Origin of the sequence: Pseudochrobactrum lubricantis, assembly GCF_041929865.1 — a bacterium.
GTDB classification, from domain to species: domain Bacteria; phylum Pseudomonadota; class Alphaproteobacteria; order Rhizobiales; family Rhizobiaceae; genus Pseudochrobactrum; species Pseudochrobactrum saccharolyticum.
In genome coordinates this window covers 304844-317885 of record NZ_JBHEEE010000004.1, presented here as the reverse complement: position 1 = coordinate 317885, position 13042 = coordinate 304844, and the positions used below count along the sequence as shown (strand labels likewise).

Sequence of the window (13042 nt, the reverse complement as noted above, 5' to 3'; positions counted from 1 at the left end):
GTCTCTTATAATTTTCTGTAAAGCGAGTTCTTCTTAATTTCTCGGAAGTGCCTCAACAAATTCCACAGACTCACCGAGTGCAGGATTAACGATCTCACCTTCCCACATCACTTTATGACCGCGTACGATAGTACCAACAGGCCAGCCGGTGACTGTCTTGCCATGATATGGTGTCCAGCCAGCCTTGGAGCCAGCCTGTTCATGAGTAATGGTTACGCTGCGTTTCATATCAACAATCGTCAGATCCGCATCATAACCGACTGCAATGCGACCTTTACGAGACATACCGAAAATACGGCTCGGGTCGTGAGACGACAGATCAACAAAGCGTTCCAGTGACAGGCGACCGGCATTCACATGATCGAGCATGATAGGAACCAGTGTCTGCACACCTGTCATGCCCGATGGCGATGCCGGATAAGGCTTCTGCTTTTCTTCCAGCGTATGCGGTGCATGGTCGGAACCAAGTACATCGACAACGCCCTGCCCGATACCTTGCCAGATACCATCGCGGTGACGTGCATCGCGTACCGGCGGGTTCATCTGAATGAGATTGCCGAGTGTTTTATAATCTTCCGAAGACAGTGTCAGGTGATGCGGTGTCGCTTCACAGGTTGCCACATCTTTATAATCTTTCAGGAATTCAATTTCTTCCGCAGTCGAAATATGCAGCACATGGATACGCGCACCGGTTTCGCGGGCAATGCGCACCAAACGCTGGGTGCAGGTCAGTGCTGCAATCTCATCGCGCCAGACCGGATGGCTGGACGGATCGTTTTCAACACGCAGACCTTCACGTTCACGCAGGCGGAATTCATCTTCCGAGTGGAAAGCTGCGCGGCGGCGTGTATTGCGCAGAATGGAAGCCACACCTTCATCATCTTCCACCAGCAGATCGCCGGTTGAAGAGCCCATGAAAACCTTGATACCCGCAGCACCCGGCAGGCGCTCCAACTCAGGCACATCTTTAGCATTGTCACGTGTACCGCCAACCCAGAAAGCGAAATCGCAATGCATGCGATGGGTTCCGCGTTTTACTTTGTCAGCCAGCGCTTCAGGAGAAGTTGTAAGCGGCTTGGTATTCGGCATTTCGAAAACAGAGGTCACACCGCCAAGTACTGCTGCAAGCGAACCGGTCTGCAAATCTTCTTTATGCTCCAGACCCGGCTCACGGAAATGCACCTGACTGTCCACAACGCCCGGCAAAATATGCAGGCCGGTACAGTTGATAACCTCGCCTGCGGCATTCTCTGACAGGGAACCGATAGCGATAATGCGACCGTTTTTAACGCCGATATCACGAACGGCACTGCCGTCATGATTGACTACCGTTGCACCTTTGAAAATCGTATCGAATGTTGTGGTCATTCGCGGCTCTCCTGTCTTGCGATAACTCGCTGTTCCTGACTTGCGATTACTCGCAATGCGGCTTACGTAACAAAGCGATGAATATCAAGATAATTGCATCTGCACTGCTTTATAAACCGGAAAGTTGATATGACAACGACAGAACCTTTAACTCTGTTTACCGGACCAACCGGAAATCTCGACGACCGCACACAGATTCTCGTGCGTGGTCCCGATGCGGAAACATTTCTGCAATCCATTTTCACAGCTGATCTGACCTCCCTCGAAAACGGCGTTCTGCGTGTTTCGGCATTGCTGAGTCCGCAGGGTAAAATCCAGTTCGATTTTCTGATCTCGCGTATTGAGGATGGCTTCCGCATTGATATTGCGAAGGATGTGGCAGAGGTTTTTGCCAAACGTCTCACGCTTTATCGCCTGCGTGCCAAAGCGGAAATTATCGTTTTAAATGAATCAATTATCAGACTGAGCTGGAAAACTGATTCAGGCAGTTCAGAAAGTGATTCAATTAGCCTTGAGAGCTATCAGACCGTGCGCGATGAGCGTTTCCCTGAAGAAGCGAATGTCCTGCGTCATTATGCTGAGAGCGGCAGCGCCTCCCCCGCCACGCAATCTGATCGCGATGCATGGGCAACTTTGCGTATTCACTATGGCATTGCCGAAGGCGGTGCGGATTTCATCATGAATGATGTTTTCCCGCATGATATTAATTTCGAGCAATTCAGCGGTGTATCCTTCAAGAAGGGCTGCTTCGTCGGACAGGAAGTCGTGTCCCGCATGCAACATCGCGGCACTGCACGACGCCGAATTTTGCAGGTGACGGCGCAGGCCGATCTGCCCGCATCAGACACGCCGATTACTGCCGGTGGCAAAGAGGTTGGCACCTTGCGCAGTGTCAACGGCAGCAACGCGCTCGCTCTGGTTCGCATCGACCGCGTTAAAGACGCGCTCGATAAAAACATTCCGCTGCTTGCCGGTGAAACAGAGGTCAGCCTGACAATTCCTGCCTATGCTAAATTCACCTTCCCCGAAGGAGCGGCAGACTGATGGCAGTATCCGGCGGTGCCAAAACAAAACCGGTTCGGGCATGGCAGCGTATGTTGTCAGGCCGCAGGCTGGATTTGCTTGATCCATCACCGCTGGATATTGAAATCAGTGATATTGCCCATGGGCTGGCGCGTGTTGCCCGCTGGAACGGCCAGACCCGTGGTGATCACGCCTATTCTGTAGCGCAGCATTCGCTGCTGGTGGAACAGATTTTCCGTGAGCAAAATCCGGCTGCTCCTTTGCAGCATCAGCTGCTGGCCTTGCTGCATGATGCACCGGAATATGTGATCGGCGATATGATCTCGCCCTTCAAGGCGGTGATGGGCGGTGCCTATAAACAGATTGAAGCGCGACTGGAAACAGCCATTCATCTGCGCTTCTCCCTGCCTGCAACCGTGCCTGCAGTTTTAAAAAAAGCGATTAAGAAAGCTGACATTGTTTCCGCTTATTTTGAAGCAACAGAGCTGGCTGGTTTCAGCACGGCAGAGGCTGCAGAGTTTTTTGGTCGTCCGCGCGGTTTCCATGCCGGTCACTTTGATTTATCACCACGGCCAACCGCAGAGATAGAACAGGCTTTTATCAACCGATTCAACGCATTGGAGACACAAATTCATGGCTGATGTTTCCGCTGTCGTTGAGGTGGGTTTGAGTGCTGCAGTGGTTACAATCAACAATAACCGTCCGGTTATTCTCTGCTCTGACGACCATGAAATGCCCGCAGCACACGAAATGTCTGCCGCGCTTTCACTCCCTTACGGACGGTTTGATCCGCTAAAACATCGCACATTAGAAATGGGTTTGCGGCTATGGGTGGAAGCGCAAACGGCTCTGCGCCTCGGCTATGTAGAGCAACTTTATACATTCGGCGACCGTGGCCGTGCCAAATCTGCCATGCCGACCGATGATACCCATGTGATTTCTGTCGGCTATCTGGCACTGACCCGTCAGAACGGCGAACAGCCGGATAATGACTGGCAATATTGGTATGATTTTCTGCCGTGGGAAGACTGGCGCAGCGGCAAGCCGCCGCTTATTGACCAGCTTATCATCCCCGCCTTGCGCGAATGGGCGCAAAGCGACAAGCGCAGCCATCCGGCCTATGATCTGCATCAGCTACCACGCCTGACACGTTTGCGTCTTGCCTTTGGCACCGATGGTATTCAATGGGATGAGGAGCGCGTGCTGGAACGCTACGAACTGCTTTATGAAGCCGGTCTGGTGCGGGAAGCAACTATTGACGGCACAGTCAGCCCGAGCGCACAGCTGGACGAATTGCAACGCCATACCGGCAAAGCCATGGTGTTCGACCATCGCCGCATTCTCGCAACCGCAATTGCCCGTCTGCGTGCCAAGCTGAAATACCGTCCGGTGATTTTCGAGCTGATGCCCGATTGTTTCACCCTCACAGCATTACAGGAAACCGTTGAGGCGATCTCCGGCCGTCATCTGCATAAGCAGAATTTCCGCCGTCTGGTGGAAAATGCCGAGCTGGTTGAGCCGACCGGTGCCAGCCTCAGCCAGCAACGCGGAAGACCGGCCGCACTCTACCGTTTCCGCCGTGCGGTTCTGGAAGAGCGCCCAGCACCGGGCTTAAAGGTAACGCTGTCTCAGCGATAGATGATTTAGCGATAGATATGCCGCTCATTAGGAAAGCTGCGGCTTTTCACATCTTCCGCATAGGCTTTCACCGCCTCGTCAATAGCTGCACCAATGGCACCATATTGGCGGACAAATTTGGCAGGCTTGTCATTCAGACCGAGCATATCTTCCAGCACCAGAATTTGCCCGTCACACTCCGCTGATGCACCGATACCAATCGTCGGCACCGCAACCTGCACGGTAATCTCACGTGCCAGTGGCTCGACAATACCCTCCAGCACAATGCCGAAAGCACCGGCATCGGCAACCGCCTGCGCATCTTGTTTGATTAATTCCCACAGCGCCTGATCGCGCCCCTGCACTTTATAGCCGCCCATCACATGCACGGCTTGCGGAGTGAGGCCGATATGCGCCAGCACCGGAATGCCGCGCTTGGTCAAAAAACTGATCGTTTCAGCCATTTGCACGCCGCCCTCAAGCTTAACAGCACCACAACCAGTCTCTGCCATAATCCGCGCCGCATTACGGAACGCCACCTGCGGACTCTCCTCATAGGAGCCGAACGGCATATCCACCACGACCAGCGCACGGGATGAGCCACGCATGACCGCCTGTCCGTGCATAATCATCATTTCCAGAGACACACCAATGGTCGACTCCATGCCATGCATCACCATGCCGACACTGTCACCCACCAGCATAAAATCCGCATAGCGATCGACAATTGCAGCTGTATGAGCATGATAGGCCGTGAGAGAGACCAGCGGCACACCGCCTTTGCGGGCGCGGATTTCCGGCACCGTGATACGGCGGATTTGTTTCTGAACACTCATGGCTCTCTCCCTTACTCTTCCTGCTCAAGCGTGCCGGACGTCAACAACACATCGTCCAACTCAACCTGATAAATACCTCTGGCTGCGATCACCTTCTGATCACATAATACCGGACGTATATTTGTCAGCTCCCACGCCAGCCAACCGTCCTCATAGTAAGAAGCGCGGGCCGCAGTGATGTCCGTTCGCTCGAATGTCCGCACAGCCTTCACTCGCACTAAAGCAACAGCATGCCCATCCGGATCTTCTTCACTGTCCTGACGAAGATAATGCCGGTTTTCGATAATCAGCAGATCCTCATCCGGTGTGATATCCGGATACCAGCGGCGGACTTCCAGTGTTTTCTCGCCACGCGCAATAAGAATTCCGGAAGGTGCAACCACAGACAGAGCTTTGATTTTCAAGGCACTCTCACTAAGTTTTAAAAGCGCAGCACATGCTGGTCAATCAGGCGGGTTTTGCCAAAACGCACAGTCAGCAGCAACACTGCCGGTGCGGTGAGCTGCTCCGCTGTTTCAGCCAGTGTTTCTGCATCACGGATATCCACGGCCTCAATTTCACCGCGCGGTTCCTGCTGCAATTTACCGACAACAGCATGGCGCAATGCAGTAACCGAACGCTCGCCCTGATCCACCAAGACTTGAGCCTGTTGCATCGCCTGCGGCAGGATAACAGCAGCAGCACGGTCTTCAGCACTCAAAAGACTGTTGCGCGATGAACAGGCCAGCCCATCCGGTTCACGTACGGTCGGAACACCGATCACATCCACCGGCTGATTGAGATCAGTCACCATACGCTTGATAACAGCGAGCTGTTGGTAGTCTTTCTCGCCGAAGAAAGCCTTATCCGGCTGCACGATATTAAACAGCTTGCTCACGACCGTAGCCACACCACGGAAATGATGTGGACGTAATGCTCCCATCAGAATGGAAGAAAGCTCTCCAGCGTCAACATAGGTCGATGTTTTACCGCTGCCGCCCGGATACATCTCATTCACATCGGGTGCGAAAACATAATCGCAGCCCTGCGCTTCCAGCAATTTCAGATCACGGGGCAGATCACGCGGATATTGTGCCAGATCTTCATTGGGTGCGAATTGTGTGGGATTGACGAAAATCGACACCACAGACACATCGCAATGCTGCTGGCTGTTTTTGACCAATGTGAGATGGCCGATATGCAGGTAGCCCATCGTCGGCACAAAGCCGATGCTCTTGCTACGGCTACGCTCGGCTCTCAAAGCCGTGCGTAAATCTGCAATTGTGCGGATCAGTTGCATATCATCATCCCCTGATAAACCAGTGCGCACTCTATCTCATCAAGTGATGATAATATCCAGCCCGACATCAAGCGTCGGTGCAGACATTGTGATTTTCGAGGTTGAGATATAGTCGACACCCGTCTCGGCAACGGCTTTCACGGTGTCGAAATTAATATTGCCCGACGCCTCAAGTTTTGCACGTCCGGCATTAATTTCCACTGCCTTAACAAGGATTTCCGGCGGCATATTATCAAGAAGAATCACATCGGCCTGCACAGACAGCGCCTCTGCCATCTGTTCCAGCGTATCGACTTCAACTTCGATCTTCACCAGATGCCCGACAAAGCTGCGGGCGGCTTCAATCGCTTGCTTGACCCCGCCTGCAACGGCAATGTGATTGTCTTTAATCAGCACCGCATCATCAAGACCGAAACGGTGATTGGCACCGCCGCCGCATCGCACCGCATATTTGGCAAATGAGCGCATACCGGGCATGGTTTTGCGCGTATCACAGATTTTCGCCTGTGTATGGGCAATCTTGTCCGCGAAGCGTGCTGTGTAAGTCGCAATGCCGGACAGAACCATCAGATAATTGAGTGCCACACGTTCAGCCGACAAAATAGAACGGGCATTACCGCTGATACGGGCAATTTCCTGTCCTGCTTTGATGCGGGTTGCATCTGTGACATCTATCGAAACATCCAAAGACGGATCAATCTGTGCGAAAGCGGCACGCACAAAATCCAGACCGGCAAGCACGCCGTCCTCACGGCTAGTCAGTATTGCTGTTGCCTGCTTTTCAGGAGAAATCGTGGCATGGCTGGTAATATCTCCGGCACGTCCCAGATCTTCGAGCAAGGCATTGCACACAGCCTCTTCAACCAGCGGACGCGGCAGAACAGAAGGATAAGCAGTTTTCATCAGGCAGTTTCCGCTAATTTTTGATAGGTTTCCTGAGCATCTTGCAAAGTCATCATTGAGCGATGTTGCCAGATAACCGAGCTTTCAGGATAGTCGCTGCGATAATGACCGCCACGGCTTTCCTTGCGAGCCAAAGCCGATACGGCCAGCACTTCGGCAGTCGCCAAGCAATTGGCGAATAGCGGATCATGATTACTCTGTGCCAGTTGCCGGATTTGTTGCAGCCCCTGCAACATCTGATCCTGCCTGCGGATAACGCCGAAACTACGGCTCATAACCGCCCGCAATTGCTGCATGGCCGCAGTGCAATCCTTTTTATTTGCAGCAGGCAGAACCTGCACGACAGATTGAGCTGCACATTCCTCCTGCGGCAATTGCCTGATCGCCTCAGCTACCCGCGCGCCAAACACCACTGCTTCAAGCAAAGAATTGGAAGCTAAGCGATTGGCACCATGTGCGCCGGTGGAGGCTGCCTCACCGCAAGCCCACAGACCTTTAACCGTCGTGCGACCATCCATATCCGTGAGAATACCGCCCATAAAATAATGCGCTGCAGGCACAACGGGGATGAGATCACGCGCCGGATCGATGCCCACGGCCTGACAATAGGCATAAACGGTCGGGAATTCCTGCGCAAAACTCTCTCCGATTGCCTGAGTGCAATCGAGATAAGCACCGCGACCGCTCATCACCTCCTCATAAATACCGCGTGCCACTACATCGCGCGGCGCCATTTCTGCTGACCTGTCGTGGCGCAGCATAAAGCGTTCACCAACTTTATTGACGAGATGCGCGCCGTGACCACGCAGCGCCTCTGTTGCCAACGGTGCTGGATCGGCCTTCACATCCAGCGCTGTCGGGTGAAACTGCACAAATTCCATATCCGCCAAAAGTGCACCGGCCTGTGCCGCCATGCCAATACCGGAACCGCTGGCCTCAGCCGGATTGGTGGTCACCTGATAGAGATGACCGATACCGCCACTGGCAATTACCACCTGACGGGCAGGTAAAATCTGGTCGGAACCATCTGTACGGCGGATAGTAATGCCGCTGATACCATCAGCATCCGAAATCAGCTGATAAGCCGAAGCATTTTCGATCAGTATGATGGACGGCGTTTCCCGCACTTTGGCAACCAGAGCCTGCATGATTGCACGGCCAGCCATATCGCCACGCACACGCACAATACGGTTATGACTATGCGCTGCCTCGCGCGACACCTTCAAATGACCGGCCAGATCGCGGTCAAACGGCACGCCGAGTTCGAGAAGATCATGTACACGATCTGAGGCCGAAGAGGCCATCATGCGAATGACATCCTCATCCACAATACCGTCACCGGCGATCAGCGTATCGGTTACATGGCTTTCCACTGTATCATCGGATGACACAGCCGCAGCAATACCGGCCTGCGCCCATGCGGAAGATGCACCCTGCCCGATGGGAGCAGCCGCTATCACAGTGACCGGCAAAGGACTGAGCTGCAGGGCGCAAAACAGCCCTGCCAGCCCGCCGCCAACGATAATAATCTGATTGGGTTTCGTGCTCATCGCCACGCCGTCAGTTCTTCAGATTAATCATACGCTCAACGGCCTGCCGCGCTTTGACAGCCATTGTTGCGTCGACAAAAACCTCACCGCTCATATTCACCAGCGTGTCGAGAATTTTCGGTAGAGTAATGCGTTTCATATGCGGGCAAAGATTGCACGGTTTAACGAATTCCACTTCCGGCACTTCCGCTGCAATATTGGAGGCCATCGAGCATTCGGTTACCAGCATAACCTTGGCCGGACGATTATCGCGCACATAGTCAATCATGCCTTTGGTGGAACCGGCGAAATCAGCCACGGCCACCACTTCCGGCGGGCACTCCGGATGGGCAACAATCTGCACCGACGGATCAGCTGCGCGGTAAGCCAGCAGTTCCTCTGCCGTAAAGCGCTCATGCACTTCGCAGCGCCCCTTCCATGTCAGCACTTTCACCGAAGTCTGCGCCGCCACATTCTGCGCCAGAAACTCATCAGGAATGCAGAGCACGCGGTCAACACCGAAGCTCTCCACCACCTGCACAGCATTGGCAGAAGTGCAGCAAATATCGCTCTCGGCCTTCACATCAGCAGAAGTGTTGACATAGGTGACAATCGGCACACCTGGATAAGTCTCGCGCAGCAGACGCACATCGGCACCGGTGATGGATTCTGCCAGCGAACAGCCTGCCTTCATATCCGGTATCAGAACGGTCTTTTCAGGGCTGAGCAGTTTTGAGGTTTCCGCCATGAAATGCACGCCGCATTGCACGATAATATCGGCATCGACACGCGCAGCTTCCCGTGCCAGCTGCAAGCTGTCGCCGACAATATCCGCCACGCAATGGAAGATTTCCGGTGTCTGATAATTATGGGCGAGGATAACGGCGTTGCGCTGTTTTTTGATACGGTTGATCGCCGCCACATAAGGCGCATAAGCAGGCCACTCGATGCGCGGGATATGATGCGCCACGCGCTGATAGAGATGCTCGGTTTCTGCAGCGATCTCCGGTGTATAGTCCAAAGACGGCATTTCCAGCACGCCAAAACGTTCTGCCGCGCTGCGGATTTCACCTTTATTCAGGTTCTCTTTTGTGGTGGCTGTCGTCATAATCTGCCTCATAAAGCAGCATTAAAGCTGCCCTCTCCTGTTCCCCTTAACCGCCACCCGATCACTTATACTCAAAGTGAGTATAAAGATTTGAAAAATAAAAGCGGTCATTTCCTATGACGCAGTTTCGGACGGAAAACCGGTACCCACTTTTCCTGAAACTGCTCAATACCGTGGTGCGAATCTTTATGCCTATTACAGTTTCATGACAAGAAATTATTTTGCTCAAAGTGAGTAAAATTAATCATCAACTTATTCGGACAGCGCAAAACCCAAGCACCAGAAATTTTGAAAACACAGCAAAATCAATTAATAAGACAAGCGGATGAAGCATTCTCACTCAAACCTCTTTCAAGCGCAAAAAAAATATTGTAATCACTATTACACAATAGATTTACCGGCATCTCCGCTGAAAGAACGCACAGCATGTCCACTCGCTCGCAAGACTATCGAAGCCCTTCCATGCCCTGGCTGATCATTATCGCCGGTTGTCTCATCACCTTTCTGACCTTTGGCCCGCGCTCGGCAATGGGCTTTTTCCAGCTGCCGATCATCGGTGACAAGGGCTGGGATCGCAGCACCTATGGTCTGGCTATGGCATTGCAAAACCTGTTCTGGGGTGCCGGTCAGCCAATCTTTGGTATGATTGCCGATAAATATGGTTCGTGGCGCGTGTTGCTGATGTCCGGTATTTTCTATGCATCGGGCCTGCTCTTGATGGCACATGCGGATGCCCCGATTGCCCTGCATATCGGCGGCGGTGTGCTGGTCGGCCTTGGTGTTGCCGCCGGTTCTTACGGGATTATTCTCTCGGCCTTTGCCCGCCACGTCAGCGCACAACAGCGCAGTTTGGTCTTCGGTCTTGGCACCGCTGCCGGTTCTGCGGGTATGTTCGCTTTTGCACCGATTTCGCTCGGGCTGATTGAGCGTTTTGGCTGGTCGGATGCGCTGGTCTGGCTTGGCGTTGCCATGCTGCTGGTGCCTCTGCTGGCCATCCCGCTGCGCGGTAATGCCTCCAATGCACGGATGCCGGACACAAATGCCAAGCAGACTGTTTCCGAAGCGCTCAAAGAAGCATTGAGCCACAAAAGCTATCTGTTTCTGACTGCCGGTTTCTTTGTTTGCGGCTTTCAGGTGGCTTTCATCACCACCCATTTTCCGGCCTATATTTCCGATATCGGCGTGGATAAGCATTATGCGGTCTGGGGACTGGCGCTGATCGGTTTCTTCAACATTATCGGATCACTTGGTGCAGGTTTCCTCGGCCAGACCCATTCCAAGCCGAAAATGCTGGCGCTGATCTATCTGCTGCGCTCGATACTCGTCGCCGGTTTTATTCTGTTACCGCAATCCGGCACCAGTGTTCTGATTTTCTCGGCCATTATGGGGCTGCTCTGGCTCTCGACCGTACCGCCGACCAATGGTCTTGTCGCCACCATGTTCGGCACACGCCATCTCGGCCTGCTGGGCGGCATGGTGTTCTTCTCGCACCAGATTGGCTCATTCATCGGTGTCTGGCTCGGTGGCACGCTCTACCAGCTTTATAACAGCTATGATGCGGTGTGGTGGCTGAGCATTATTCTCGGATTGTTTGCAGCGCTTATCCATCTGCCGATCCGCGAAACAGCCGTGCAGCGTCCTGTACTCGCGGCAGCCTGATTAAGCGGCCCGATTTAAAGCAGAAATAAAGCCGGAGCGCGACTCCGGCTGTTGCTGCCCGCGCGGCTCCCACACATGGCGGGTAAAGAAAAAGCCGGTCAGTTTAAACGCCGTGCAAATATCCGGCACAGTCTCGGCTCTGACACGGGAATTGCAGACAAATTCCGGCATCGCCAGCAACCGGTCCGCCCAAGGTGCACCGGCATCGCGGGAGACGGCTCGTCCGCTTTTCGGCGAGACATAAATCAGATCAGTGGTGCCGCCGGTTGCGGCACAGCTTTTGAGATCAAGACCGAAGCCCAGCTCTTCCAGCAACATCAGTTCAAAACGCAACAGCAACTCACCGGCAGCAACCGGCGTGTCACAATGCTCCAGCAAGAGCTGCAATGTCTCATAGAGATTTTCATGCGGGTCACGCTCCGGCAGCAGACGCAAATGCGCTGCCGCGAGCTGAATAGCGAACAGCGCCACCGGCAGATCAATCAGCCGCGCTGCGGAAAAGCTCAGAGGTTCAATCTGGTAAGACCCCAGATGCTCATCGAGCCGAGCCCACCAATGTAGCGAAACATGATTGCCGACCTGCAGCATCGGCTGCATACGCTTGGAGCGGCCGCCGCGCACCACACCCATATGGCGGCCATGGGCGCGGGTCATCACCTCCACAATGGCACTGCTTTCGCCGTGCCGTCTTGTGCCGAGAATGATGCCCTCGTCGCGCCACTCCATAATCAGTTAACCTCAGGAATTCGGGAATTCCAGACCCATTTCACGGTAACGTTCAGGGTCATTGCCCCAGTTATCACGCACTTTCACAAACAGGAACAGGTGAACCGGCTGTTCGAGAATAGCAGACATTTCCTTGCGGGATGCCTGTCCGATCGCCTTAATCGTCTCACCTTTATGGCCGAGAACAATCTTCTTCTGGCTGTCGCGCTCGACATAAACAACCTGTTCGATACGCACCGAACCGTCTTTGCGCTCTTCCCACTTTTCGGTTTCTACCGTCGAGGAATAAGGCAATTCTTCATGCAAGCGCAGATAGAGCTTCTCGCGGGTTACTTCCGCTGCCAGCTGGCGCATCGGCATATCGGAAATCTGATCTTCCGGATAATACCATGGGCCGTAAGGCATTTGGGCAACCAGATATTTCAGCAGATCTTTACAGCCCGAACCATTCAGCGCCGAGATCATGAAAGTGCTTTCAAACTTCACTTTCTCATTGGCGGCCTGTGCCAGTTCCAGCAGCTTTGGCGGGTCAACACGATCAACTTTGTTGAGGATCAGAATTTTCTTCTGATGCGTGTTTTCAACACTGGCCAGCAAAGCCTCAGCGGACTCATTCAGACCGCCCTGTGCATCAAGCAGGATCAGCACCAGATCAGCATCACGGGCACCACCCCATGCGGTTGTGACCATAGCGCGGTCAAGACGGCGCTTCGGCTTGAAGATACCCGGTGTGTCAACCAGCACGATCTGTGTCTGATCTTCAGTGATAATGCCACGCACCAGAGCACGGGTAGTCTGCACCTTATGGGTTACAATCGACACTTTAGTGCCGACTAAACGGTTCACCAAAGTGGATTTCCCCGCATTCGGCGCACCAATCAGCGTCACGAAACCCGAACGGGTCTGTGCTTCTGCTGTGGTTGTGCTGTCACCCTGCGGATGGTTGATTTCAGTCATTTTTATCTCTTTTAAGCCAAGCGCTGTATCGGAAATG

Annotated in this window: 13 protein-coding genes; 4 read left to right on the top strand and 9 right to left on the bottom strand. The window is 53.5% G+C overall.

Annotated elements, in window-relative coordinates; all coding sequences use genetic code 11:
* Positions 1–33: 33 nt before the first annotated feature.
* Positions 34–1368, bottom strand: coding sequence for a dihydroorotase (locus JNC80_RS10675; RefSeq protein WP_376710300.1), 1335 nt, complete (start codon positions 1366–1368; stop codon positions 34–36).
* A gap of 129 nt (positions 1369–1497) precedes the next feature.
* On the opposite strand from JNC80_RS10675, the gene ygfZ reads away from it, so the two are divergent.
* From ygfZ to JNC80_RS10660, 3 genes are read left to right on the top strand one after another with little or no spacing between them, the layout of a single operon-like run.
* Positions 1498–2412, top strand: a complete 915-nt coding sequence (ygfZ, locus tag JNC80_RS10670) for a CAF17-like 4Fe-4S cluster assembly/insertion protein YgfZ (RefSeq protein WP_376710299.1) — start codon at positions 1498–1500, stop codon at positions 2410–2412.
* The gene (locus JNC80_RS10665; protein ID WP_075654604.1) at positions 2412–3032 is read left to right on the top strand and encodes a YfbR-like 5'-deoxynucleotidase; all 621 of its coding nucleotides are present in this window, start codon (positions 2412–2414) and stop codon (positions 3030–3032) included. The genes ygfZ and JNC80_RS10665 overlap by 1 nt, the downstream gene beginning before the upstream one ends.
* On the top strand, positions 3025–4029 hold the full coding sequence (locus tag JNC80_RS10660) for an NUDIX hydrolase (protein WP_376710298.1): 1005 nt from the start codon (positions 3025–3027) through the stop codon (positions 4027–4029). The genes JNC80_RS10665 and JNC80_RS10660 overlap by 8 nt, the downstream gene beginning before the upstream one ends.
* A gap of 5 nt (positions 4030–4034) precedes the next feature.
* On the opposite strand, the gene panB is transcribed toward JNC80_RS10660, so the two are convergent.
* Genes panB through nadA form a run of 6 tightly spaced genes read right to left on the bottom strand, consistent with a single transcriptional unit; the run spans position 4035 to position 9663 of the window.
* Complete coding sequence (gene panB, locus JNC80_RS10655) at positions 4035–4844, bottom strand: 3-methyl-2-oxobutanoate hydroxymethyltransferase (protein WP_376710297.1); 810 nt, start codon at positions 4842–4844, stop codon at positions 4035–4037.
* 11 nt (positions 4845–4855) lie between these two features.
* Positions 4856–5248, bottom strand: coding sequence for an ASCH domain-containing protein (locus JNC80_RS10650; protein ID WP_075654601.1), 393 nt, complete (start codon positions 5246–5248; stop codon positions 4856–4858).
* 17 nt (positions 5249–5265) lie between these two features.
* Positions 5266–6123: a pantoate--beta-alanine ligase gene (panC, locus tag JNC80_RS10645; RefSeq protein ID WP_376710296.1), complete on the bottom strand. Its 858-nt coding sequence runs from the start codon at positions 6121–6123 to the stop codon at positions 5266–5268.
* 39 nt (positions 6124–6162) lie between these two features.
* Positions 6163–7026 (bottom strand): carboxylating nicotinate-nucleotide diphosphorylase, encoded by an 864-nt coding sequence (nadC, locus tag JNC80_RS10640; protein WP_376710295.1) that lies wholly within the window; start codon positions 7024–7026, stop codon positions 6163–6165.
* Positions 7026–8576, bottom strand: a complete 1551-nt coding sequence (locus JNC80_RS10635) for an L-aspartate oxidase (protein ID WP_376710294.1) — start codon at positions 8574–8576, stop codon at positions 7026–7028. The genes nadC and JNC80_RS10635 overlap by 1 nt, the downstream gene beginning before the upstream one ends.
* A 10-nt stretch (positions 8577–8586) precedes the next feature.
* Positions 8587–9663 (bottom strand): quinolinate synthase NadA, encoded by a 1077-nt coding sequence (gene nadA, locus JNC80_RS10630; protein ID WP_116089315.1) that lies wholly within the window; start codon positions 9661–9663, stop codon positions 8587–8589.
* A 426-nt stretch (positions 9664–10089) separates the two neighbouring features.
* On the opposite strand from nadA, the gene JNC80_RS10625 reads away from it, so the two are divergent.
* Positions 10090–11322: an MFS transporter gene (locus JNC80_RS10625; RefSeq protein WP_220159358.1), complete on the top strand. Its 1233-nt coding sequence runs from the start codon at positions 10090–10092 to the stop codon at positions 11320–11322.
* Here the strand turns inward: JNC80_RS10625 and recO are convergent, their stop codons facing one another.
* Both recO and era read right to left on the bottom strand, forming a co-directional pair.
* Positions 11323–12048: a DNA repair protein RecO gene (gene recO, locus JNC80_RS10620; protein ID WP_075654596.1), complete on the bottom strand. Its 726-nt coding sequence runs from the start codon at positions 12046–12048 to the stop codon at positions 11323–11325.
* A 12-nt stretch (positions 12049–12060) separates the two neighbouring features.
* Positions 12061–13005 carry a GTPase Era gene (gene era / locus JNC80_RS10615; protein ID WP_075654595.1) on the bottom strand — a complete coding sequence of 315 codons (945 nt, stop codon included), beginning with the start codon at positions 13003–13005 and terminating at the stop codon, positions 12061–12063.
* Between the last annotated feature and the right edge of the window lie 37 nt (positions 13006–13042).